Source organism: Burkholderia sp. Bp8984, assembly GCF_003853755.1.
In the GTDB taxonomy this organism is placed as follows: Bacteria; Pseudomonadota; Gammaproteobacteria; order Burkholderiales; family Burkholderiaceae; genus Burkholderia.
Window position 1 is genome coordinate 123,453 of record NZ_QTQN01000008.1, and the last position, 24,202, is coordinate 147,654.

Consider the following 24,202-nt stretch of genomic DNA (forward strand, 5'->3'; position numbering starts at 1 on the left):
ACCGAAGCGGTCAGTCGTCGATCGGGAAATCGTCGCCGACCTTCAGCAACTTCACGATGGTCGCGCTCGAAAAGCCGCGCGCGGCAAGGAAGCGCGCCTGCTTCGCGCGCTCGGCGGGCGTTTGCGGCAGTGCACCGAATTTCTTGCGCCAGACGGCCTGCGCGCGGGTCCACTCGGTCTCGCGCAACTGCGCATTCACTTCCTCGACGAGGTTGTCGCCGACCGCATGGCGCTTCAGTTCGCTGACGATGCGTGCGACGCCGACGCGCGATGCGCGGCGATGCACGAGGCTCTCGGCAAAGCGTGCATCGGACAGCCAGCCTTCCTGTTCCAGCGCATCGAGCACCGGCTCGACCGATTCGTCCTCGCCGACGTACGGCGCGAGCTTGCGCGCGAGTTCGGCGCGGCTGTATTCGCGCCGTGACAGATAGCCGAGTGCGCGGCCCTTCAGCGAACGTGGCGGTTTCGACGACTTGCGCCCGGTGGCGCCGGCCTCGTCGCCGGAAGCAGCGCTGCCTGAACCGCCGGCCGCACGGCGTGTGCGACGCGGATGCTGGCTGCTGCGCGTATACACATCTTCCTTGACCGACGCCGCCGCATCGGCTGCGCGCTCGCCCGGGAAGCCGACACCGGACACGCGACGGCGCGACCGGTCGTGCGCGTCGAACGATTCGTCGTCGTCGAACGGATCGACCGGTGCGGTGATCTCAAACGAAACGAGGGCATCGTCGGATGCCCTCGTCGCGGTGCGGTGCGCGGACTGACTGCCCGCGCCCCGCCGGTCGGCCCCCGAGGACGCGGCTCGCCGGCCGGAGCGGCCCGCCGTGTCGGGCGCGTCGCTCGGGTCCGGTTCGCCAGCGTGACCTCGGCGCCCGACCATCACTCTTCTTCGTCCATCGCCTCGGCTTCGTCGACTACGCCATCGGGCATCGCGGCAACGCCGAGCGACTCGCGAATGCGGTTTTCGATCTCGCGGGCGATTTCCGGGTTCTCGCGCAGGAATTCACGCGCGTTGTCCTTGCCCTGGCCGATCTTCTCGCCGTTGTAGCTGTACCAGGCGCCGGCCTTGTCGACGATCTTCGCCTGCACGCCGAGATCGATGATCTCGCCCTGGCGCGAAATGCCTTCGCCGTACAGGATGTCGAAGATCGCTTCGCGGAACGGCGGCGACACCTTGTTCTTGACGACCTTCACGCGGGTTTCGTTGCCGATCACCTCGTCGTTCTTCTTGATCGAGCCGATCCGGCGGATATCCAGACGCACCGACGAGTAGAACTTCAGCGCGTTGCCGCCCGTCGTGGTTTCCGGGTTGCCGAACATCACGCCGATCTTCATCCGGATCTGGTTGATGAAGATCACGAGGCAGTTCGTGCGCTTGATCGTGCCGGTCAGCTTGCGCAGCGCCTGCGACATCAGGCGAGCCTGCAGGCCCGGCAGCGAATCGCCCATCTCGCCTTCGATTTCCGCCTTCGGCACGAGCGCCGCGACCGAGTCGATGACGATCATGTCGATCGAGCCCGAGCGCACCAGCGCGTCGGTGATTTCGAGCGCCTGCTCGCCGGTGTCCGGCTGCGAGATCAGCAGCTCCGGCACGTTCACGCCGAGCTTCGCTGCATATTGGACGTCGAGCGCGTGCTCTGCGTCGATGAACGCTGCGGTGCCGCCCAGCTTCTGCAGCTCGGCGATGACCTGCAGCGTGAGCGTGGTTTTACCCGACGATTCCGGACCGTAGATCTCGACCACCCGGCCGCGCGGCAGACCGCCGACGCCGAGCGCGATATCGAGACCCAGCGAGCCCGTGGAGACGACCTGGATGTCTTCGGCCGCTTCGCCGTCGCCCATCCGCATGATCGACCCTTTGCCGAACTGCTTCTCGATCTGCGCGAGTGCGGCCGCCAGCGCCTTGCTCTTCTCGGCGGTCATCCCGGAGCCCTTCTTGCTATCTTCCATGAATCGTCCTTTGCTATGATGAGCAGCGTCTGTCAGAGGCGCGCCCGCTTTCAAGCGCTGCCCACGAATGCAGACACTGTATAAAAAAACAGTGTTTTATGCAAGCCCGCAATGCAGGCTGCGTTGTACACGGATAACTTCGGAGACAGCCGCGCCGGCGCGCACGCCCCGCCGGCCATCGGTCAGCAACATGCGAATTCTCATCGCCGAAGACGACAGCATACTCGCGGACGGCCTCACCCGGTCACTCCGCCAATCGGGCTATGCGGTCGACCACGTGAAGAACGGCATCGAGGCCGATACCGCGCTGTCGATGCAGTCCTTCGACCTGCTGATCCTCGATCTCGGGCTGCCCAAGATGTCCGGGCTCGACGTGCTGAAGCGCCTGCGCGCGCGCAATTCCAACCTCCCCGTGCTGATCCTGACCGCCGCCGACAGCGTCGACGAGCGCGTGAAGGGGCTCGACCTCGGCGCGGACGACTACATGGCCAAGCCGTTCGCGCTCAACGAGCTCGAGGCGCGCGTGCGCGCGCTGACCCGGCGCGGCGCGGGCGGCGGCCCGACCGTCGTGCGCCACGGCTCGCTCGCGTTCGACCAGGTCGGCCGCATCGCGTATGCGAACGAGCGCGTGCTCGATCTGTCCGCGCGCGAGCTCGGGCTGCTCGAGGTGCTGCTGCAGCGCATCGGCCGGCTCGTGTCGAAGGAGCAGCTCGTCGACCATCTGTGCGAATGGGGCGAGGAAGTCAGCAACAACGCGATCGAAGTGTACGTGCACCGGCTGCGCAAGAAGATCGAGCCGAGCGGCGTGCGGATTTCCACCGTGCGCGGCCTCGGCTACTGCCTCGAGAAAGTCGCGCCCGCGGCGCCAGCCGACCCGGCCGCGCCCCAGCCCGCGGCGGCCGGCACGCCGCTGCGCTGAACCCGGCCGTCGCCGCGATGGCCACGCCGGCCCATTCCCGCCATCCGACCGGCGAGCCATCGTCCGCCGCCGACGCCGTGCGCGACGCGCGCTACGCGAACCCGTTCGCGCCGCCCGACGAAACCGATACGCCCGAGGCCGCGCGCCCGCGCTCGCTGTTCGGCGAAATCCTCGACTGGATGCTCGCGCCGCTCCTGCTGCTGTGGCCGATGAGCATCGCCGTCACCTATCTCGTCGCGAAAACGATCGCGAACGGCCCGTTCGACCGCGCGCTCGAGACCAACGCGTACGTGCTCGCGCGGCAGATCCATCCGGTCAACGGCGTCGCCGAGCTGACGCTGCCGCAGCAGACGCGCGACTTCCTGCGCGCGGACAACGTCGACAGCGTTTACTTCCAGGTGCTCGGCACGCGCGGCGAGCTGGTCGCGGGCGAGGCCGACATGCCGCTGCCGCGCGACGAGGACCGCCCGCCGCCGGGCGTCGTCGTGTTCCGCGACGACCTGCTGCGCGGCAACGACGTGCGCGTCGCGTATACGACCGTCGCGCTGCCGGAGTCGAGCAGCACGCAGCCCGTGCTCGTGCAGGTCGGCGAGACGCTCGACAAGCGCAACGCGCTCGCGAACGACATCATCAAGGGCGTGATCCTGCCGCAATTCGTGATCCTGCCGCTCGCGATCCTGCTCGTGTGGTTCGGGCTGTCGCGCGGGCTCGCGCCGCTCAACGCGCTGCAGGCGCACATCCGCGCGCGGCGGCCCGACGACCTGTCGCCCGTCGAGGCGCAGCGCGCGCCGCCCGAGATCGAGCCGCTCGTCACGTCGTTCAACGACCTGCTCGCGCGCCTCGAACAGAACATGGCGCTGCAGAAGCGCTTCATCGCCGACGCCGCGCACCAGATGAAGACGCCGCTCGCGGGGCTGCGCACGCAGGCCGAGTTCGCGTTGCGCCATCCCGTGCCGCCCGACGTCCAGCGTTCGCTCGAGCAGATCGCGACGAGCTCCGAGCAGGCCGCCCGGCTCGTCACGCAGTTGCTCGCGCTCGCGCGCGCCGAGAATCGCGCGAGCGGGCTGACCTTCGAGCCGGTCGAGATCGGGGCGCTCGCGCGCCGCACGGTGCGCGACTGGGTGCAGGCCGCGCTCGCGAAGCGCATGGACCTCGGCTACGAAGGCCCGGAGGACGACACGCCGCTCGACGTCGACGGCAATCCCGTGATGCTGCGCGAGATGCTCGGCAACCTGGTCGACAACGCGATCCGCTACACGCCCGAAGGCGGCCGCATCACGGTGCGCGTGCGGGCCGAGCCTGCGGCGCGGCGCGTGCATCTCGAAGTGGAGGATACGGGCCCCGGCATCCCGGCCGGCGAACGCGAGCGCGTGGTCGAGCGCTTCTACCGGATCCTCGGCCGCGAAGGCGACGGCAGCGGCCTCGGGCTCGCGATCGTGCGCGAGATCGCCGCGCAGCACGGCGGCACGCTGACGCTCGACGATCACGTCTATCAGAGCGCACCGCGCCTCGCTGGCACGCTCGTGCGCGTCAGCCTGCCGTTGTCGGACACCGCCGCGGATCGATCCTGATACGGGCGGATCCGAACCGCATACCGCCGCATACGCGCTGCGATCGCATCGAAACCGGCGTTTTACCGCCCTGCCGCGACACGATCGGGGCACGAAACGGCCGATTCGGCGCGGGTTAACGTGCAGTCGTTTTGCGCCCGCGAGTCAGTGCGCCGTAAGTTTCCGTGCCAATAATCGTCGACAGGCCCGCCCACCCAAGGCGGCCACACATCTATATCAAGGGACTTGGAGACGATTCATGGCAACGTTAGGCGGGCAAATTTCGCACTCGCCGATGACGGGCGAAGAGAAGAAGGTGATCTTCGCGTCGTCGCTCGGCACCGTGTTCGAGTGGTACGACTTTTACCTGGCCGGCTCACTCGCGGCCTACATCAGCAAGAGCTTCTTCTCCGGAGTCAATCCGACCGCGGCATTCATCTTCACGCTGCTCGGCTTCGCGGCCGGGTTCGCCGTGCGTCCGTTCGGCGCGATCGTGTTCGGCCGGCTCGGCGACCTCGTCGGCCGCAAGCACACGTTCCTCGTGACGATCGTGATCATGGGCATCTCGACCTTCGTGGTCGGCTTCCTGCCCGGCTACGCATCGATCGGCATCGCGGCGCCCGTGATCTTCATCGCGATGCGGCTGCTGCAGGGCCTCGCGCTCGGTGGCGAGTACGGCGGCGCGGCGACCTACGTCGCCGAGCATGCGCCGGCGAACCGCCGCGGCTTCTACACCGCGTGGATCCAGACGACCGCGACGCTCGGCCTGTTCCTGTCGCTGCTCGTGATCCTCGGCGTGCGCACCTTCATCGGCGAGGAAGCGTTCGGCAGCTGGGGCTGGCGCGTGCCGTTCGTCGCATCGATCGCGCTGCTCGCGGTGTCGGTGTGGATCCGGCTGCAGCTGAACGAATCGCCGGTGTTCCTGCGCATCAAGGCGGAAGGCAAGACGTCGAAGGCGCCGCTGACCGAAGCGTTCGGCCAGTGGAAGAACCTGAAGCTCGTGATCCTCGCGCTCGTCGGCCTGACCGCCGGCCAGGCCGTCGTGTGGTACACGGGCCAGTTCTACGCGCTGTTCTTCCTCACGCAGACGCTGAAGGTCGACGGCGCCAGCGCGAACATCCTGATCGCGATCGCCCTCCTGATCGGCACGCCGTTCTTCCTGTTCTTCGGCTCGCTGTCGGACAAGATCGGCCGCAAGCCGATCATCCTCGCGGGCTGCCTGATCGCGGCGCTCACCTACTTCCCGCTGTTCAAGGCGCTTACGCACTACGCGAACCCGCAACTCGAACTCGCGACGCAGAAGGCGCCGATCACGGTCCTCGCCGATCCGGCCGCCTGCTCGTTCCAGTTCAACCCGGTGGGCACGTCGAAGTTCACGAACTCGTGCGACATCGCGAAGAGCGCGCTCGCGAAGGCCGGCCTGAACTACGAGAACGTCGCGGCACCGGCTGGCACGACCGCGCAGATCAAGGTCGGCGATACGGTGATCCCCGCGTATGACGGCAAGGCGGCCGACGCGAAGGCGCAAGGCGCGGCGTTCGACAAGACGCTCGCGTCGACGCTGAAGGCGGCCGGCTACCCGGCCAAGGCCGACCCGGCGCAGCTCAACTGGCCGATGACGATCGTGATCCTGACGATCCTCGTGATCTACGTGACGATGGTCTACGGCCCGATCGCGGCGATGCTGGTCGAGATGTTCCCGACGCGGATCCGCTATACGTCGATGTCGCTGCCGTATCACATCGGCAACGGCTGGTTCGGCGGCTTCCTGCCGGCGACCGCATTCGCGATCGTCGCGGCGAAGGGCAACATCTACTCGGGGCTCTGGTATCCGATCGTGATCGCGCTGGCCACGTTCGTGATCGGTGTGCTGTTCGTCAAGGAGACGAAGGACTCCAATATCTACGCGCAGGATTGAGGTCGGGTAGCGGGCGGCCACCCCGCCCGCTACACTGCCCGAACGGGCCGCCGGCAACTTTTTTCAGGGAAGACGAAAAAAGGTGTTGACAGCCCGGCGGCACATCAGCATAATTCAAGTCTTCGGCGAATTAGCTCAGTCGGTTAGAGCGACGGAATCATAATCCGCAGGTCCGGGGTTCGAGTCCCTGATTCGCCACCAAATGCGAAAAGCCGCTGTTCCGCAAGGATCAGCGGCTTTTTTCATTGCGTCATCCGGCGCGTGCGAGGAATTCGCGCGTCGCCTGCCCTGCAGGCACGCGCATCCCACACGTTACGCCACCACCGATCCCCGCTCCTCCACGGCCGCCGCCCGCACCTTCCCCCGCCAGTTCTCCCCGCCCTCCAGCGCCGGCGTCGACTCGAACAGCTCCGCGATCCAGTCCGCGAACACGCGAACCTTCTGCGACAGATGCCGGTTGTGCGGATACACGATCGAGATCGGCTTGGGCTTCGGATTGCAATCGGGCAGCACCTCGACCAGCGTGCCGTCGCGCAGGTTCGGCAGCACCATGAACAGCGTCGGCTGGATCATCCCGAACCCTTCGAGCCCGCACGTCACGTACGCATCCGAATCGTTCACGGTGACACTGCCGTTCATCCGCACCTCGACCGGCTTGCCCTCGATCATGAACACCCACGGAATCGCCCGCGCGCCGTGGCTCGCGCGGAAATTCACCGCATGATGGTCCGCCAGGTCGGCGATCTCCTGCGGCTCGCCGTGACGCGCGAGATAGTCGGGCGACGCGCAGGTCACACGCTTGAGCATGCCGATCCGCCGCGCGACCATCGACGAATCTTCTAGCGGCCCGACCCGGATCATGCAGTCGATACCCTCCTCGACCGGATCCACGTAGCGGTCCGCCAGGCCGAGATCGAGCGTGATGTCCGGATAGCGCTGCCGGAAGATCGACAGCGCCGGCAGCACGACGCGCCGCCCGAGCGAACTCGGCATGTGGACGCGCAGCACGCCGCTCGGCTTGCGGTTGCCGGTCTGGAAACTCGCGTCGGCTTCCGCGATCTCCGAGATGATCTTCACGCAGTGCTCGTAATACGCGGCGCCCTCCGGCGTCAGCGACAGCCGGCGCGTCGTCCGGTGCATCAGGCGCACGCCGAGCAGCGCCTCGAGATTCTGGATGATGGTCGTGACCGACGCGCGCGGCATCGCGAGCGTGTCGGCCGCGCGCGTGAAGCTGTTCGCGTCGACCACGCGGGTGAAAACTTCCATTGCCTGGATGCGGTCCATGCTGCGCCCCCTTCGAATCGCCAACGGAACAGAATAGAGCGCGCAACGCGTGCGGCACAAGCCCCCGCCCATTGTTCTCCTCGCCCGAATAGTCGCAGCGTTTCGGACTCGAAAGTGATCGCGATTCGCGCAGTTCCGAACGTCGACGGCTCCGTCCCCGGTTGCCACGCGCGGCATGCTCGCCGCGCACCGGCACGTTATCGCACGAACCGCTCGCGATAGCCCTGCGGCGACACGCCGAGCACGCGCACGAAACTGCGCCGCAGCGTCTCTTCCGAACCGAAGCCGCACCGCGTGGCGATCCGTTTGACGGGCCACGCGGTTTCGCCGAGCAAGCGCTGCGCGGCCTCGACGCGAATCTGTTCGACCGCGCGCGCGGGCGTGCGGCCGGTCCCCGCGCGGTAGTGCCGCACGAAGCTGCGTTCGCTCATGCTGACGCGCTCGGCGAGCGCCGGCACCGACAGGTCGGCCGTCAGGTGCTCGGCGATCCACGCATGCAGTTCGCCGAAACGGTCGTCGGTGCGCTGCATCGACAGCATCGCGCTGAACTGCGCCTGCCCGCCCGGCCGCTTCAGGAACACGACGAGTTCGCGCGCGACATCGAGCGCGATCGCCCGCCCGAGATCCTCCTCGACCAGCGCGAGCGCGAGATCGATGCCGGCCGTCACGCCGGCCGACGTCCACAGCGCGCCTTCGCGGATGAAGATCGGATCGGGCTCGACGCGCACGTTCGGATAGCGCGCGGCGAATTCGTCGCAGCGCGCCCAGTGCGTGACCGCGCGCCGCCCGTCGAGCAGGCCGGCCTCGGCGAGCAGGAACGCACCGGTGCAGACCGACGCGACACGTCGTGCGCGCTGCGCCTGCTGACGGACCCAGCGCACCGTGCGCGCATCGCGCGACGCGGCCTGCACGCCCTTGCCGCCGGCCACGATCACCGTGTCGGGCCGCCCGGCCGAGCGCAGCGAATCGGCCATCACGACGAGCCCCGACGACGTCTCGACCGGCCCCGCCTCGGCGGCCACGACGCGCGGCGCATACGGCGCGGGCCGGCCGCACTCCTGCGCGAGTTCGTTGACGGAGGCGAACACCTGCAGCGGCCCGGTCACGTCGAGCAACTGCGCACGGGGGAACGCGAGGATCAGGATCGAGCGCGGAGCGGCTGGCATGGCGATTGGCTGAAAACGTGGGCGATCTGGCAATTTCGCCAAACACTACGCGCCTAGAATCGATCTGTCCATCGTGCGCCGGCCGCGGCGCCGCCCCTTCCCTTCGGAGTGTTCGCATGACCGTGCATATCGGCTTTCTCGTGTTTCCGGGTGTCCAGCAACTCGATCTCACCGGCCCGCACGACGTGCTCGCATCGCTGCCCGACGCGGCGGTTCATCTGGTCTGGAAATCGCGCGACACCGTCGCGTCGAGCAGCGGCCTCGCGCTCGCGCCGACCTGCACGTTCGACGACTGCCCGCCGCTCGACGTCATCTGCGTGCCCGGCGGAATCGGGATCAACGAGCTGCTGCTCGATGCCGAAACGATCGCGTTCGTGCAGCAGCGCGCGGCCGCCGCGCGCTACGTGACGTCGGTCTGCACGGGCGCGCTGCTGCTCGGCGTGGCCGGCCTGCTGCGCGGCCGCCGCGCGACGACGCACTGGGCGTTTCATGCGCTGCTCGCGCCGCTCGGTGCGGTGCCCGTGCGCGAACGCGTGGTGCGCGACGGCAACCTGATCACCGGCGGCGGCGTGACGGCCGGCATCGACTTCGCGTTGACGATCGCCGCCGAACTGGTCGGCGACGAAGAGGCGCAGGCGATCCAGCTCGCGCTCGAATATGCGCCCGCGCCGCCGTTCGATGCAGGCTCGCCGGATACCGCGCCGGCATCGGTCCTGAAGCGCGTGACCGAGCGTTCGGCTGCGGGGCTCGAGAAGCGGAAGCAGACGATCGACGCGGCCTTGCGCGCGATGTCGCGCTGATCCCCGGTACACGGAAACCGGCGCGCGGACGTGCAGCCTGCCCGCGCTCCGCAGCCTTCACATTCACGGACCGGACCTACCGATGAACATCATCCGCAGCACCGCCTTCACCGCACAGCGCGCATGGGGCGCGCTGGACATCGCGAACCTGAACGGCATCACGGTCCGCCTGCACTGGACCGATCAGCCGTACCGGTGGCACGTGAACGACGGCGAGGAAGTCTTTGCGGTGCTCGACGGCCGCGTCGAGATGCGTTACCGCGAAGCAGGCATCGAGCACGCGACGGTGCTCGAAACGGGAGACGTCTTCCATGCGACGGTCGGCACCGAACATGTCGCGCATCCGCTCGGAGAAGCGCGCATTCTGGTGATCGAGACCGCAGGCAGCGTCTGACGACGGGCGGCGCGCCGCGCGCGTCGCACGGAGTCGACGGGCATCAGCCCGAGATGGTGCCCGTCCCCTGCGACGGGATCAGCTTCGGCTGCGGCGCGCACAGGCACTGGCACAGGTCGTGTTCGAGCGCGACGACCTTGCCCATCACGGTCATCGTCCGCTCGCCGCCATCGGAGACGATCACCCCCTGGGTCTTGCACGCGGCGCAGAACACCGGCGCGCCGAGATAGGCAAGCTCGCGGCCGTCGAACGACGAATTGGCGATCCCGTCGAGCACGACGCCGCCGTGATCGGTCGTGTCGCCCTTCAGAATGAATTTGCGGCTCATGGTTCGGCTCTCCCTCGGAAACGCCGCGCAGCACGGCGTCGGGCCGCGTGCGGGCAGTCGGTATCCACCCGTCGGTCGCGGGCGTTTCGCGAGGATATCACCGCGCAGCCGCTCGCCGTCTCCCTGATCAGAACTTGTGGCGCATGCCGATCCGCGCCTGGAACTGCCGGTCGTTCGCGGAGGCGCCGGGGCCGTTGATCGCCGCGACCGCCGCATGCCCGGTCGAGTCGGTGCCCGACGCACGCTGGAACACGGCGCTCACGTAGACGTCGGTGCGCTTCGACAGGAAATAGTCGAGCCCCGCGGCAACCTGGTGATACGTCGCGCCGTCGCGGCCGTCCACGCCGCCGCCGCGCGTGTAGTCGTACGCCACGCCGCCGAACAGGTAAGGCGTGAACTGATAGCGCACGCTCGCCTCGGCGTCGTTGAACACCGCGTTGCCGGACACGCCACCCGGATTCGGGCCGGACGACAGATCGCCGAGCTGGCGAAACGACGTGTTCGTGTACATCGCGCCGAGCGTCACCGCACCGATCGCATAGGTGCCGCCGAGCGCCACGACCTGCAACGTGCGCGCCGACGCATAGCCCGAATACACCGGCGACAGCATGTTGTTGCCCGGCACGCCGCCCACGGTCGGCGCGGGGCTGCCGGTCGTGCCGAAGAACGACACGTTCGGATTGCGCGCATTCAGGTAGCCGGCCGCCACCGCGAGCGGCCCGCGCGTGTAGCCGGCCGTGGCCGACCACACCTGGTTGCGCGTCGTCGCGCCCGCCACGCCGCCGACCCCGTACATCGCGGCGACGCGCAACCCGCCGTAGTCGTTGCTGGTGAACTTGATCGCGTCGTTGGTCGAGTTCGCGTTGTTCACGTTGTCGAGGTCGCCGGGGTGCGCGACCATGTAGCCGCCGAACAGCGCAGCGGCCTCGAGCGGGCCGAGGAAGTCGACGTTGGTGTCGTACTGCCGCCCGAGCGTGACGGTGCCGAGCGGTCCCGACAGCCCGACGAACGCCTTCTTGCCGAAGATCAGCCCGCCCTGCCCGAGCTTGCCGGTGCTCGGATCGAACCCGTTCTCGAGCGTGAATACGGCCTTCAGCCCGCCGCCGAGATCCTCGCTGCCACGCAGCCCCCAGCGGCTCGCCTGCTGCACGCCGCCGAGCATCCGCAGCGCGGGCTTGCCGCTTGCCACGCCGTTCGCGCCGGTCACCGCGACGTTGCTCGAGTAAGTCAGCCCTTCATCGATAATGCCGTACAGCGTGACGCTGCTCTGTGCGTGCGCCGCACCCGCGATCAGCGCGACGCCCGCGCCTGCCAACAGCCGTTGTTTCATCGAGAGATCTCCATTGCGCGGGTCGAATGGCCAAACGCTGGCGTGCGCGCCCCCCGCAGGCGCGCGGCCTGCCGGCACGGACCGGAACGGTCCGCTATCAGCCGGGAAAAGTGGTCAGCGCAGCGCGTCGGCGACGACGGGCGGCAGCGTCCGGCGACTGCCGGCCGCGACTTCGTACGCATGGCCGAACTGGAGCACGCCCCAGTCGTCGCGGTAGCGGCCGACGATCTGCATGCCGATCGGCAAGCCGGTCGCGGAGAAACCGCACGGCACGGACAGGATCGGCGCCTCGGTCGACGACAGCAGCCAGCACACGCGCATCCAGTCGATGTAGGTCGTGTTCGCGATACCGCGCACATCGGCGGGCACGCGCAGCGCGGCGTCGAACGGCATCACCTGCGTCGTCGGCAGCAGGTAGAACGCATAGCGCTGCATGAACGCACGCATCCGGTCGAACAGCCGTGTCTTGCGCACGAACATGCGGCCGAGATCCGCGGCCGAGAGCGACCGATGCAGCCGGTATTCGTCGAGGAGTTCGGGCTTCAGCGCGGCACGCTGCCGTTCGTCGAAGCCGTCGACCAGCGTGCCGATCATCCAGGCACGCTCGATGCGGAATACTTCTTCGGCTTCCGAAAGATCGGGATCGTCGAATTCGACTTCGCAGCCGAGCGACGCAAACACGCGCGCCTGCGCATCGACGGCGCGCCGGATCTCCGGATCGACCGGCACGCCGGGCAAGCCGCGCGACATCGCGATGCGCGTGCCGCGGAAATCGCGTTCGAGCGGCTGCGCGAAGCGCGCGCCCGGCTCCGCGATTTCAGTCGCGGTTTCGCCGCTCGGCCCGGCGATCGCGGACAGCAGCAGCGCGGTGTCGGCGACGTCGCGCGCCATCGGCCCGTCGACGCCGAGCGTCGCCCAGCCGTTCAGGTCCGGCGCGCGCGGCACGCGGCCCGGCGACGGCCGCAGCCCGACCACGCTGTTCCACGCGGCCGGGTTGCGCAGCGAGCCGCCCATGTCGCTGCCGCACGCGAGCGGATTCATCCCGCAGGCGAGCGCCGCGGCAGCGCCGCCGCTGCTGCCGCCCGCGGAACGCGTCAGGTCCCACGGGTTGCGGGTCGCGCCGAACACCGCGTTGAACGTATGCGAGCCGGCGCCGAATTCCGGCGTGTTCGACTTGCCGATCATCAGCGCGCCGGCACTCGCGCAGCGGCGCACGATCAGCGCGTCGTGCTGCGGCACGTGATCGGCGAACAGCGGCGAGCCGAAGGTCGTGCGCACGCCGCGCGTCGCGGTCAGGTCCTTCTGCGACACCGGCAGCCCGTGCAGCGGCCCCAACCATTCGCCGCGCGCCCAGCGTGCGTCGATCTCGCGTGCGCGGGCACGCAGCGCATCGGGATCGACGACAGTGACGAGCGCGTTCACGCGCGGGTTGACCGTCGCGATGCGCGCGAGATGCGCATCGAGCAGGTCGCACGCGCTGATCTGCCGCGCCTTCAGCAGATCGAGCATGGTGCGTGCGGGCAGGTCGCACAGGTCGCCGGCGGCAACGTCGGCCGGCGACGACGAAAACGAAACGGTGGTGGTCATGGGGCGAATGGAAGAAAAGGAAGATCGGTCAGTCATCCTGAGCGCTTCGATCGGACGCAAACGCGAGCGCGACGAGCGACAGCACGCCGCAGACGATCACGTACCACGCCGGCGCGGCCGGATTGCCGGTTGCCCCGATCAGCCAGGTGACGATGAACTGCGCGAAGCCGCCGAAGATCGACACGCCGCCCGCATACGCGATCGACAGCGCGGTCGCCCGCGTGCTCTTCGGAAACAGTTCCGCGAGGATCACGCCGTTCGCGCCGGCATTGATCGAGTGCAGCGCGGCGAGCAGCATCACGACCGCGTACATCGTCGCGATCGACGGCACCGCACGGATCAGCCAGAAGCCCGGCAGGATCAGCACGGTCAGCGCCACGCGCGTCCACAGTGCGACGCGCTTGCTGCCGGTGCGGTCCGACAGCCGTCCGCCGATCGGCGCGGCGACGAACATCACCGCACCTGACAGGATTCCGCACCACAGCGCGGTATCCATCGGCAGGTGCAGCACGCGGATCGCGTACGTCGACATGTAATAGAGGACGATGAAGTGCGCCGCGGTGCCGCCGACCACGAGGCCGAGCGCGGTCAGCACGGCGCCGCCGTCGCGCCGCAGCACGGTGCCGAGTACCGCGGACGAGCGCCGCGCGGCCGCGGCCGGCGCGTGCTGCTCGATCGCATTGAAGCGCGCGCGCAGATACAGGCCGACCGGCGCGATCAGCACGCCGGCGAGGAACGGCACGCGCCAGCCCCACGATTCGAGCGCGGCGGGGGCGAGGAAATGCGACAGCAGGAAGCCGACGAACGAGCCGGCCAGCGCCGCGGCGCCCTGGCTCGCGAACTGCCAGCTCGTGTAGTAGCCGCGCTCGCCGGGCGGCGCGCGTTCGGCGAGCAGCGACGTCGACACGCCGACCTCGCCGCCGGCCGAAAAGCCCTGCAGCAGCCTGGCGAGCACGACCAGCACGGGCGCCGCGATGCCGATCTGCGCATAGGTCGGCAGAATGCCGATCATCCCGGTGCCGAGCGCCATCGTGACGAGCGTGAGGTTCATCGCCGGCACGCGGCCGAAGCGGTCGGCCACGAGCCCGATCACGACGCCGCCGACCGGCCGCGCGATGAAGCCGACGCCGAACGTCGCGACCGACATCAGCAATTGCTGCTGCGCGGACGCGGCCGGAAAGAACAGTTTGCCGAGCAGCACCGCGAAAAAGCTGAACACGGTGAGATCGAAGAATTCGAGGCCGTTGCCGATCGTGATCGCGACGATCAGCTGGCGATTGGACGGGGATGCGGCAACGTCGCCGACATGCCCGCCGAACATGCTGTCCGCTCGGGGCGCCTTCATGAAGATGAGTCTCCGTACTGGTTATGCGGGTCTGGTGCGCGGCCCGTTCGACGGCCTGCGCATGCAGTCTAGGCATTCAAAATACGCAGCCCGGAGCGACATTTTCCGATCGTGATAACGCCCGGTTATCGCGTGCTTTTCGCGCGCCGCCGCGGTGTAGGATGCGAAGGTCGCCACTGCCGCCGCGCCCTGCCACGCCGTGAAACACCACCAGCTCCGGGCGCTTGCCGCCATCGCCGAACACGGCAGCCTGCGCGCCGCCGCGCGCGCGATCCACCTGTCGCAGCCCGCGCTCACGAAGGCGATCCGCGAACTCGAGCAGGACCTCGGCGTGCCGCTCGTCACGCGCAACGCGCGCGGCGCGCAGCTCACGCGCTTCGGGCAGGCCGTCTATGCGCGTGCGCGCCTGATCCTCGCGGAGATGCAGCACGCGCGCGACGACGTGATCCAGCTTTCAGGCGGCAAGGAAGGCGCGCTCGCGTGCGCGCTGACGCCGCTGATGTCGCTCGGTTTCCTGCCGGCCGCGCTCGACGCGTTTCGGCAGCGGATGCCGACGATCCGCCTCGACGTGCGCGAAGGCTTTCTCGACACGGCGCTGCCGCGCCTGCGCGACGGCTCGCTCGACTTCGTGATCGCGATCGTCGATGCGACGCGGCTGTCACCCGAATTCACGTTCCGGCCGCTGCTCGAATCGGAGCTGATCCTGATGACGCGCGCGAGCAATCCGCTGCGCCACTGCACGTCGCTCGCGCAGTTGCAGGATGCGCAGTGGGTGCTGAACACGTCGCCTGAAAGCATCGGCCGGCTGCTGCAGAACGTGTTCGTCGCGCACGGCTACCGGGCGCCGCAGCCGATCGTCGAATGCACCTCGTTCAGCGCGGCGTTCTCGCTGTCGGTGCACACCGACACCGTGTCGTGCGTGCCGAAGCATTTCATGGAAGTCGACTGGATCCGGGAACGGATGGTCACGATCGACGTGAAGGAGACGATTCCGACCGTGTCGGCCGGCGTGCTGACGCGCCGCGACGCGCTCAACACGGTCGCGTGCGACTACCTGATCCACTGCTTCGTCGAGGCCGTGCGGTGGCACGATCCCGCGAAGCTTCTGTGGCGATAGCGACGCCGGTCATCTGTACCTCGCCCAGATCCGGCACGTAATCGAGGAAATCGACCGCGTCGAGGAAACGATCGCGTCGATGCACCACGAGCCCAACAACATCGGGCTGATCCGCAACTGGGCGCTCGCCGGCATGGGCATCGCGGTGCTGCCGGACTTCCTCGCCGCACCGGATCTCGCCGCCGGCCGGCTGCGCGAACTGCTCGCCGACTATCGGCTCGAGGAACTCGAGATGAACGTCGTATACCCGAGCCGGCGCCATTTTCCTCGCAACGCGCGGCTTTTCATCGATCACCTGATCGATCATTTCGTCAGGTGAATGAAAGGCTGTAATCACGCGCCATTTTTACCAACGCCGGCGTCGCCGTACGACCAGCGCCTCGGTTATTCGATGCTTCCCGCATTCCAGCAGCAACTGCTCGCGCGCGGCTTCGTCATCGGCAAGCAGGTGCGCGATTCGGTCGTGCGGCCAGCTGATCCACTGCTTCGTCGAGACCGCGCGGCGGCACGATCCCGCGAAGCTGCCATGGCGACAGCGGCCTGCTCAGACGAACAGCGCGACGCATAGCGCGGCGCCGCACAGATACGTGCCGAGCGCACCGATGAAACGCAGGGGATTCGGCCTCGCCATGGTCGGCCATGCGAGCAATCCGATCACGAGCAGGCAGCGGCACGCGGTTGCCGCGACGATCAACGAGACGATCGCGCGCGATGGGTCGTGTGCGCCGAAATAGAGAAACAGCACCGCGAGAAACGGTGCGTATTCGGCCGTGTTGCCATGCGCGCGCACGATCTTGTGCAATCCGTCGGTCGGATCGGACGCACACCCGGAATTGGTGGTACGCCGGAAGCGCGTGACGGACACGACCAGGCCGAGCCCGAACAGCATCAACCCCAGGATCGCCGTGCAAACGAGCGCGACGGGATGAATCGACATGGCACCCCCGGCGAAAACGGACATGCGCCCATATCCGGCGATCGTACCTGCGGCCCGTGCATCCGGCTATCTCGGAAACGCGTAGCTTCGTCGCGCATCGCGCCATGACTTCGGCAATACGATCGGACCCGATTTGTCGCGATTTCGCAATGCACAAGGCCGGTGCGTAAAACGATCAGCGCGATCGGCACGGCCACCCTCGTCGCCGTTGACACACGCGGGCACGCGAGCGGAACGCGCAAACGTTACGTCACGGCGACACGCGCCACCGCACCACCGGCCGGTTCCCGCATGTCACAGGCATGCGCGTTGCGCCGACGCATCTCGGTAGTGAACCACCCTTGGCAGCCCGCTGCGGAGGACTACACTAATCCTTAATGGGGTGCGGCCGGAGCCTGCGCCTTCAGGGAGACGCCGCCATGAATCGGCCGCTGAATCGCATCCTGCCGCGCGTGACCGGGAGTGCATCGGTCTGGACGTGGATCAAGTGGTCCTTGCTCGCCGCGCTGGTGATCGCGGTGGCGATCATTGCCCGGCTCGTGATGACCGAGTTCGAGACGTCGCGCCTGCAGGCGCGCTACCTGTCCGAGCTCACCCGCGACATCGGCTATACCGTCGAGGCGGGCGCGAGCGATCACATCCGCTTCCCCGTCAACGGGCCGTACGACCAGCGCCTCGGCTATTCGCTGCTTCCCGCGTTCCAGCAACATCTGCTCGCGCGCGGCTTCGTCATCGGCAAGCAGGCGCGCGATTCGGAACGGATGCTGTCGCTCGCCGATCGCGGCCTGTTCCTGCCTTACGAAGAGAAAGACCAGGCCGGGCTGATGCTGTTCGACTCGACCGGCTCGCCGCTGTTCGCGACCGTGTTCCCGCAACGCGTGTACGCCGACTTCGACACGGTGCCGCGCGTCGTCGCCGATTCGCTGCTGTTCATCGAGGATCGCTACCTGCTCGACGCGAACCAGCCGAACCGCAACCCGGCGATCGACTGGGGCCGCTTCGGCCGCGCGCTCGCCGACCAGGCGCTGCACGTCGTCAACCGTCATCAGGCACGCCCGGGCGGCAGCACGCTCGCGACGCAAATCGAGAAGTTCCGCCATTCGCCGGACGGCCGCACCGCGACGCCGCCGGAGAAGCTGCGGCAGATCGCGTCCGCGTCGATCCTCGCCTACATGAACGGCCCGCAGACGATGCTCGCGCGCCGCGCGATCGTCGTGCGCTACCTGAACTCGGTACCGCTCGCCGCGCGGCCGCACGTGGGAGAAATCACCGGCATCGGCGACGGTCTCGCCGCGTGGTACGGCCGCGACTTCAACGACGTGAACCGCATCCTGTCCGCGCCGACGACCGGCGACAACGTCGACGAACAGGGCAAGACGTTCCGCGAAGTGCTGTCGCTGATCATCGCGCAGCGCGCGCCGTCGTACTTCCTGAATCGCGGCTATCCGGCGCTGCAGAAGCTGACCGACAGCTACCTGCGGCTCCTGTCGAACGGCGGCGTGATCTCGCCCGCGCTGCGCGATGCGGCGCTTGCCGCGCAGATCGAACGCAGCGCGCCGCCGGCCGCCGCGCACGTGCAGTCGTTCGTGTCGCGCAAGGCCGTGTCGTCCGCGCGCGCGTCGCTGCTGTCGGCACTCGGGATCAGCGACCTGTACCAGCTCGACCAGCTCGACCTGGAAGCCACCAGCACGCTCGACAACGGCGTGCAGCAGGCGGTCGCCGAACGGCTCGCGAAGGCGTCGACCCGCGACGGCGCGCAGGCCGCCGGCCTGTACGGCTTCGAGATGCTCGCGCCGAAGGACGACCCGTCGCACCTCACGTACAGCTTCACGCTGTACGAGCATCGCAACGGCGCGAACATGCTGCGCGTGCAGACCGACAGCGTGAACCAGCCGTTCGACGTGAACCGCGGCGGCCGCATCAACCTCGGCTCGACCGCGAAGCTGCGCACACTGATCACCTACCTGCAGATCGTCTCCGACCTGCATGCGCGCTACGGCAACCTGTCGAACGCGCAACTCGCGAAAGTGAAGCCCGACCCGCTCGACGGGCTGTCGCACTGGGCGCTCGACTACCTGTCGCATACGCGCGACCGCTCGCTGCAGGCGATGCTCGACGCGTCGGTCGAACGCAAGTACTCGGCGAGCCCCGACGTGTTCTACACGGGCGGCGGCGCGCAGGTGTTCTCGAACTTCGAGAAATCGGACAACGGCCGCATCCTGACGCTGCATACGGCGTTCGAGCACTCCGTCAACCTCGTGTTCGTGCGGCTGATGCGCGACATCGTCCATTACGAGATGCTGCAGGCGGCCGGCCCGTCGTCGTCGTGGCTCGACGATCCGGCGCAGCGCAAGCATTACCTCGAGCAGTTCGTCGACGGCGAAAGCCAGGTCTACGTGAAGCGCTACTACACGCGCTATGCGGGCAAGGCGCCCGACGATGCGCTCGCGCTGCTGCTGCAGACCGTGCGCAAGTCGCCGCCGAAGATCGCGACGGTGCTGCGCAGCGTCGCGCCGAACGAATCGCTCGCGTGGTTCGATGCGCAGATGCGCGCGCAGCTGAAAGGCACGCCGGCCGCGACGCTGTCGGACGACGATCTCGCCGCGCTCTACGCGAAATACGCGATCGACCGCTTCAACCTCAACGATCGCGGCTATATCGCGAGCGTCCACCCACTCGCGCTGTGGACGCTCAACTACCTGCGCGCCCACCCGAACGCGTCGCTCGCCGAGGTCCGGCGCGACAGCCGCGATGCGCGCTTCTACACGTACTCGTGGCTGTACAAGACGCGCTACCACGCGACCCAGGACCGGCGCATCCGCCGCATGGTCGAGCTGCGCGCGTATGCGGAAATCACGAAGGCGTGGCGCGCACTCGGCTACCCGTTCGAGGAAGTCACGCCGTCCTACGCGGCCGCGATCGGCGCATCGGGCGACCAGCCCGACGCGCTCGCGAAACTGATCGGCCTGATCGCGACCGGCGGCCGAAAGGCGCCGACCGAGACGATCACGCGCCTCGACTTCGCGAAGGGCACGCCGTACGAAACGCGCTTCGTGCGCGCGGCCGCGCAGCCGCAGCCGATGCTGTCGCCGGAGATCGTCAACGTGGCGCGCACGCTGCTGCGCGACGTCGTGCTGAACGGCACGGCGCGGCGCCTGTCGGGCGGCTTCACGCTGCCCGACGGCAAGACGCTGCAGGTCTACGGCAAGACCGGGACGGGCGACCAGCGCTTCAATGTCTACGCGCGCGGCGCGCGGCTGATCGAGTCGCGCAAGGTCAATCGCAGCGGCACGTTCGTGTTCGTGCTCGGCGACCGCTTCTTCGGCGTGCTGACGGCGACCGCGCACGAACCTTACGCGGCGCGCTACGACTTCACGAGCGCGATGGCCGTGCAGTTGCTGAAGTCGATGGCGCCGGCGCTCGCGCCGCTGATCGAACGCCCGGCCGCGGCCGGCACGCGCACGACGGGCCCCGCGCCGCAGGCGGAAACGCCGGCGCCGCAGGTCGAGCCGTCCTGACGGCGGCCCGCGCGCTCATGCAACGACGCGCCGCTCAGTGCGAGCGGCCGTCGTAGTGCGTGACGGGCAGCGCATCGAGATCGACATCCTCGAGGCATCGCACGTTGATCGCGGCCATCGCGGTGCCGTCCGGATGGGTCCCCTCGGCGAACGTGTGGATCCCGCAGCGCTTGCAGAAGCGATGGCGGATCACGTGCTTGTTGAACAGGTAGGTGGCGAGATTGTCGTCGGGCGTGAGGAGTGTCATGTGATCGCGCGGCACGAACCACATCAGCGCGCCCTTGCGCCGGCAGATCGAGCAGTTGCAGGCCATCACGCCCTGCAGGTCGCCTTGTGCCTCGAACTTCACGTCGCCGCAATGACAGCTTCCGTGATAAAGCATGGTCGTCTCCCGGGGCGGCCCGTGCGCGTCGGCGGTATCCGGGCGGACACCGTTGGCCAGGCCGGTCCAAACGCGTACAGTAGCGCTCGCATGCGCCGCACGCAACGTCCGGCGGCGCCCGTCCCGACCCTCTCCGACCAAGGAAAACCGTCATGCTCGAACTGCGCCCCGGCTGCGAATGCTGCGACAAGGACCTGCCGCCCGATTCAGCGGAAGCGCGCATCTGTACGTTCGAATGCACCTTCTGCGCGACCTGCGCCGACGACGTGCTGAAGGGCCGCTGCCCGAACTGCGGCGGCGACCTGGTCGCGCGTCCGCGGCGGCCGGCGAGCCTGCTCGCGAAGTACCCGCCATCGACGGAGCGCATCGTCAAGCCGGGCGGCTGCGCGAACGCCTGACGGCGCCGCACCGCCCGTCCCTTTCCGTCACGCCATCTCGATCCGCGCGCGCGTCACCGCGAGCAGCGACGCCATCGCGCGGCGCGCGCCGTCCTCGTCGCGCACGCGGATCGCATCGCTGACGGCAACGTGCTCGGCGAGCGATGCGTTGTAGACGTGCGCCCGGCGCGCGTTCAGATGCAATTGCGCTTCCAGCGTGCGGTCGATCAGCGCGCCGAGCGGCACCAGCAGTTCGTTGCCACCGGCCTCCAGCACGCTCAGGTGAAAACGCAGGTCCGCACGCACCCACTCGTCGACGTTGCGCGCGGCGGCCATCGCGCGCGCCGCGCCATCGATCGCATCGAACGCTTCGGGCGTATGCGTGCGAGCAGCCAGCGCGGCTGCATGCGGCTCGATCATCTCGCGCATTTCCTGCAGCTTCAGCGCGAACGCGAGCGGCGGCGCGACGCGCGCGTACCAGTCGAGCAGGTCGGCGTCGAGCAGGTTCCATGCGCGGCGCGGCCGCACGCGCGTGCCGACCTTCGGCCGCGATTCGACCAGTCCCTTCGACGTCAGCGTGCGCAGCGCCTCGCGCAGCACCGTGCGGCTCACCCCGAACATCGCCATCAGGTCCGGCTCGCGCGGCAGCAGCGACTCGGGCGGATAGTCGCCCCGCAGGATCGCCGTCGCCAGCCGGAAGGCCGTCTGTCCATGCAGGTCGCGTTGAATGATCGTTCTCCGGTGATGGGCAACGCCGCGGCTGCCCACTATCTGCACAATAGTGCTATTAATACTATTTTTTAACGCGCTACGCTAGGATCGTCGTCACGTACTCGACCGCCGCCGCGTCCGCACGTCCGCGCCGGTCCACCCTGGAGACAAGCGACATGAAAATCACCCGCCTCGAAACCTTCGTCGTCCCGCCGCGCTGGCTGTTCCTCAAGATCGAGACCGACGAGGGCATCGTCGGCTGGGGCGAGCCGATCGTCGAGGGCCGCGCACACACGGTCGAGGCCGCGGTGCAGGAACTCGCCGACTACCTGGTCGGCCGCGACCCGCTGCTGATCGAGGATCACTGGCAGGTGATGTACCGCGCCGGCTTCTACCGCGGCGGCCCGATCACGATGAGCGCGATCGCGGGCGTCGACCAGGCGTTGTGGGACATCAAGGGCAAGCATCACGGCGTGCCCGTGCATGCACTGCTCGGCGGCCAGGTGCGCGAGCGCATCAAGGTGTATTCGTGGATCGGCGGCGACCGGCCGAGCGACGTCGCGAACAATGCGCGCGCAGTGGTCGAGCGCGGCTTCAAGGCGGTGAAGATGAACGGCTCCGAAGAGCTGCAGATCGTCGACACCTACGACAAGGTCGAGCAGGTGATCGCGAACGTCGCGGCGGTGCGCGACGCGGTCGGCCCGCACGTCGGGATCGGCGTCGACTTCCACGGCCGCGTGCACAAGCCGATGGCGAAGGTGCTCGCGAAGGAGCTCGATCCGTACAAGCTGATGTTCATCGAGGAGCCGGTGCTGTCGGAGAACGCCGAGGCGCTGCGCGACATCGTCAACCAGACCAACACGCCGATCGCGCTCGGCGAGCGGCTCTACTCGCGCTGGGACTTCAAGCACATCCTCGCGGGCGGCTACGTCGACATCATCCAGCCCGATGCGTCGCACGCGGGCGGCATCACCGAGTGCCGCAAGATCGCGACGCTCGCGGAAAGCTACGACGTCGCGCTCGCGCTGCACTGCCCGCTCGGCCCGATCGCGCTGGCCGCATGCCTGCAGCTCGACGCGGTCAGCTACAACGCGTTCATCCAGGAACAGAGCCTCGGCATCCACTACAACCAGGGCAACGACCTGCTCGACTACCTGCGCAACCCCGAGGTGTTCCGCTACGAGGACGGCTTCGTCGCGATCCCGCAGGGCCCGGGGCTCGGCATCGACGTCAACGAGGAGAAGGTGCGCGAGATGGCGAAGACGGGCCACCGCTGGCGCAACCCGGTGTGGCGCCACGCGGACGGCAGCGTCGCCGAGTGGTGATGCCGAGGTGAGATGAGACGCGTTGCGCGGCGGGCATGCCGCGCATCGGCTTCGAGACGGCCGCCCGGCAGGCGGCCGTTCTTGCATCCGCAGCACGCGGCGCGCGGGCACCCGGCCCTGCGCCGCGCCGAGCCGGCCGTCAGCCGAGCGCCGCGAACCCCGGCACGCAGGACGCCAGCACGGCGGCCGCGACGAACACGCCGATCATCGTCAGCGCCTCGAGATGCAGGATGTTGCGGAACGTGTGCGCATCCTCGGTCGACGCGGTACGGCGCAGGCGCGGCAGCGCGGAGAAGCGGTTCAACCCGCCGAGCACGAGCGCGAGCGCGACGAGCAACAGCTTGAGCAGCAGCACGCGCCCCCACGTGCTGCCGTCGAGCGGCGCGAGCGCGCCGCCGAGCCCGCGCAGTGCATTGAGCACGCCCGTGCCGAGCACGAAGACGACCGCGATCACCGACGTACGCGACAGGTGCTGGCCGATCCGGATCAGCGCGCCGCGCGCGACCGACGAGCCGAGCACCGGCAGCACCGCGAGCCCGCCCGCGAGCACGAGGCCGCCCCACACCGCGGTGGCGAGCAGGTGCAGCGTCTGCACGCCGACCGCCGCGGACAGCAGGCCGGTATCGGCCGCATGGCCGAGCGACGCCTTGCCGCCCGCGACCACGATCACCGCGAGCCACAGCACCGCGTGCGCGACCGGGCCGTCCGGCTTCGCGAGCGCGACGATCGCGAGCGCCACGGCGCCGGCGAACGCGACGCTCCACGCGAAGCCCGCGTGGGTCTGCGCGAGCATGACGGGAATCGCGGCGAACGCACCGCCGAGCCCCGCGCCGCTCATCGCCGCGGCTTCGTACACGAGCCAGCCGAGATCGGCGAGCACGAGCGCGAGCGCCGCCGCGACCAGCGAATGTTGCGCGCGCAGCCATGCGGGATGCGACGGCGCGACGACCGGCCGCGCGCCGTCCTTGCCGAGCCACGCCTTGAGCAGCGCCGAGCCGACCGCCATCGCGAACGTCGCGTCCATCAATGCCGCCAGCGCGACCTGCCCGATCCACAAGCTGTCTATCCTCATCGCGCGCATCCTCCCGGGAACGGCCGGCCGGCGGCGCGGCGGCAAGTGGAACGACAGCGGGAAGACGGCAACGGCACGGTAAGGAACGTCATCGATGAATCCGGAAACGGGAGAAATGACTGGATCTGCGGCGGAGGCGGCGCCGCGCGACCCGCGAGTGTACGGTCTTCGATGGTCAAAGCGCACGCCGGT

21 protein-coding genes, 1 tRNA gene and 1 pseudogene are annotated in these 24,202 nt (G+C 68.5%); 11 read left to right on the forward strand and 12 right to left on the reverse strand.

Translation table 11 applies throughout. The features are described 5' to 3' along the window. Nucleotides 1–10: 10 nt before the first annotated feature. Complete coding sequence (gene recX, locus DID98_RS11110; RefSeq protein WP_124486917.1) at nucleotides 11–880, reverse strand: recombination regulator RecX; 870 nt, start codon at nucleotides 878–880, stop codon at nucleotides 11–13. Further along, complete coding sequence (gene recA, locus DID98_RS11115) at nucleotides 880–1,950, reverse strand: recombinase RecA (protein WP_044844523.1); 1,071 nt, start codon at nucleotides 1,948–1,950, stop codon at nucleotides 880–882. Before recA ends, recX begins: the two co-directional genes overlap by 1 nt. 190 nt (nucleotides 1,951–2,140) lie before the next feature. On the opposite strand from recA, the gene DID98_RS11120 reads away from it, so the two are divergent. The 4 genes from DID98_RS11120 (at nucleotide 2,141) to DID98_RS11135 (ending at nucleotide 6,538) form a co-directional block, all read left to right on the forward strand. Then, nucleotides 2,141–2,869: a response regulator transcription factor gene (locus DID98_RS11120; RefSeq protein ID WP_124486916.1), complete on the forward strand. Its 729-nt coding sequence runs from the start codon at nucleotides 2,141–2,143 to the stop codon at nucleotides 2,867–2,869. Between the two features lie 17 nt (nucleotides 2,870–2,886). After that, nucleotides 2,887–4,440 (forward strand): sensor histidine kinase, encoded by a 1,554-nt coding sequence (locus DID98_RS11125; protein ID WP_124570691.1) that lies wholly within the window; start codon nucleotides 2,887–2,889, stop codon nucleotides 4,438–4,440. A gap of 238 nt (nucleotides 4,441–4,678) precedes the next feature. After that, the gene (locus DID98_RS11130) at nucleotides 4,679–6,337 is read left to right on the forward strand and encodes an MFS transporter (protein WP_124486914.1); all 1,659 of its coding nucleotides are present in this window, start codon (nucleotides 4,679–4,681) and stop codon (nucleotides 6,335–6,337) included. Between the two features lie 124 nt (nucleotides 6,338–6,461). Next, nucleotides 6,462–6,538, forward strand: a tRNA-Met gene (locus tag DID98_RS11135). A 111-nt stretch (nucleotides 6,539–6,649) separates the two neighbouring features. Here the strand turns inward: DID98_RS11135 and DID98_RS11140 are convergent. Together DID98_RS11140 and DID98_RS11145 are read right to left on the reverse strand one after the other, a co-directional pair. Beyond that, nucleotides 6,650–7,621, reverse strand: coding sequence for a LysR family transcriptional regulator (locus DID98_RS11140; RefSeq protein ID WP_124486913.1), 972 nt, complete (start codon nucleotides 7,619–7,621; stop codon nucleotides 6,650–6,652). A 197-nt stretch (nucleotides 7,622–7,818) separates the two neighbouring features. Further along, nucleotides 7,819–8,787, reverse strand: coding sequence for a GlxA family transcriptional regulator (locus DID98_RS11145; RefSeq protein WP_124570692.1), 969 nt, complete (start codon nucleotides 8,785–8,787; stop codon nucleotides 7,819–7,821). A 116-nt stretch (nucleotides 8,788–8,903) separates the two neighbouring features. Here DID98_RS11145 and DID98_RS11150 point away from each other — a divergent pair, with 116 nt between their 5' ends. Together DID98_RS11150 and DID98_RS11155 are read left to right on the forward strand one after the other, a co-directional pair. After that, on the forward strand, nucleotides 8,904–9,587 hold the full coding sequence (locus DID98_RS11150) for a DJ-1/PfpI family protein (RefSeq protein ID WP_124570693.1): 684 nt from the start codon (nucleotides 8,904–8,906) through the stop codon (nucleotides 9,585–9,587). 82 nt (nucleotides 9,588–9,669) lie between these two features. Further along, nucleotides 9,670–9,981 carry a cupin gene (locus DID98_RS11155; protein WP_124486910.1) on the forward strand — a complete coding sequence of 104 codons (312 nt, stop codon included), beginning with the start codon at nucleotides 9,670–9,672 and terminating at the stop codon, nucleotides 9,979–9,981. A 43-nt stretch (nucleotides 9,982–10,024) separates the two neighbouring features. Here the strand turns inward: DID98_RS11155 and DID98_RS11160 are convergent, their stop codons facing one another. From DID98_RS11160 to DID98_RS11175, 4 genes are all read right to left on the reverse strand, one after another. After that, on the reverse strand, nucleotides 10,025–10,309 hold the full coding sequence (locus DID98_RS11160; protein ID WP_044844531.1) for a PAAR domain-containing protein: 285 nt from the start codon (nucleotides 10,307–10,309) through the stop codon (nucleotides 10,025–10,027). Between the two features lie 127 nt (nucleotides 10,310–10,436). Then, nucleotides 10,437–11,639, reverse strand: a complete 1,203-nt coding sequence (locus DID98_RS11165; RefSeq protein ID WP_124570694.1) for a porin — start codon at nucleotides 11,637–11,639, stop codon at nucleotides 10,437–10,439. A 114-nt stretch (nucleotides 11,640–11,753) separates the two neighbouring features. Next, the gene (locus DID98_RS11170) at nucleotides 11,754–13,226 is read right to left on the reverse strand and encodes an amidase (RefSeq protein ID WP_124570695.1); all 1,473 of its coding nucleotides are present in this window, start codon (nucleotides 13,224–13,226) and stop codon (nucleotides 11,754–11,756) included. Nucleotides 13,227–13,254: 28 nt separating this feature from the next. Beyond that, on the reverse strand, nucleotides 13,255–14,571 hold the full coding sequence (locus DID98_RS11175) for an MFS transporter (RefSeq protein WP_124486907.1): 1,317 nt from the start codon (nucleotides 14,569–14,571) through the stop codon (nucleotides 13,255–13,257). Nucleotides 14,572–14,770: 199 nt separating this feature from the next. Between DID98_RS11175 and DID98_RS11180 the strand changes: the two genes are divergently transcribed. Beyond that, the gene (locus DID98_RS11180) at nucleotides 14,771–15,688 is read left to right on the forward strand and encodes a LysR substrate-binding domain-containing protein (protein ID WP_124570696.1); all 918 of its coding nucleotides are present in this window, start codon (nucleotides 14,771–14,773) and stop codon (nucleotides 15,686–15,688) included. Next, nucleotides 15,687–16,007 (forward strand): annotated as a pseudogene (locus tag DID98_RS11185) (LysR substrate-binding domain-containing protein); the annotation flags it as partial. The gene DID98_RS11180 and the pseudogene DID98_RS11185, both read left to right, overlap by 2 nt. Nucleotides 16,008–16,232: 225 nt before the next feature. Here DID98_RS11185 and DID98_RS11190 read toward each other — a convergent pair. Further along, nucleotides 16,233–16,625, reverse strand: a complete 393-nt coding sequence (locus DID98_RS11190; RefSeq protein ID WP_124486999.1) for an MAPEG family protein — start codon at nucleotides 16,623–16,625, stop codon at nucleotides 16,233–16,235. Between the two features lie 419 nt (nucleotides 16,626–17,044). Here DID98_RS11190 and DID98_RS11195 point away from each other — a divergent pair, with 419 nt between their 5' ends. Beyond that, nucleotides 17,045–20,143 (forward strand): transglycosylase domain-containing protein, encoded by a 3,099-nt coding sequence (locus DID98_RS11195; RefSeq protein WP_124486904.1) that lies wholly within the window; start codon nucleotides 17,045–17,047, stop codon nucleotides 20,141–20,143. Between the two features lie 34 nt (nucleotides 20,144–20,177). Here the strand turns inward: DID98_RS11195 and DID98_RS11200 are convergent, their stop codons facing one another. Next, nucleotides 20,178–20,525: a GFA family protein gene (locus tag DID98_RS11200; RefSeq protein WP_124570697.1), complete on the reverse strand. Its 348-nt coding sequence runs from the start codon at nucleotides 20,523–20,525 to the stop codon at nucleotides 20,178–20,180. Nucleotides 20,526–20,677: 152 nt separating this feature from the next. On the opposite strand from DID98_RS11200, the gene DID98_RS11205 reads away from it, so the two are divergent. Continuing rightward, nucleotides 20,678–20,923: a DUF1272 domain-containing protein gene (locus DID98_RS11205; protein WP_124486902.1), complete on the forward strand. Its 246-nt coding sequence runs from the start codon at nucleotides 20,678–20,680 to the stop codon at nucleotides 20,921–20,923. 27 nt (nucleotides 20,924–20,950) lie between these two features. Here the strand turns inward: DID98_RS11205 and DID98_RS11210 are convergent, their stop codons facing one another. Then, the gene (locus DID98_RS11210; protein WP_260426203.1) at nucleotides 20,951–21,670 is read right to left on the reverse strand and encodes a FadR/GntR family transcriptional regulator; all 720 of its coding nucleotides are present in this window, start codon (nucleotides 21,668–21,670) and stop codon (nucleotides 20,951–20,953) included. Between the two features lie 119 nt (nucleotides 21,671–21,789). On the opposite strand from DID98_RS11210, the gene dgoD reads away from it, so the two are divergent. Next, entirely contained in the window at nucleotides 21,790–22,938 is a 1,149-nt protein-coding gene (gene dgoD, locus DID98_RS11215) for a galactonate dehydratase (RefSeq protein ID WP_044844540.1), read from the forward strand. 139 nt (nucleotides 22,939–23,077) lie between these two features. On the opposite strand, the gene DID98_RS11220 is transcribed toward dgoD, so the two are convergent. Further along, complete coding sequence (locus tag DID98_RS11220) at nucleotides 23,078–24,010, reverse strand: CopD family protein (protein ID WP_124486900.1); 933 nt, start codon at nucleotides 24,008–24,010, stop codon at nucleotides 23,078–23,080. Nucleotides 24,011–24,202 lie beyond the last annotated feature (192 nt).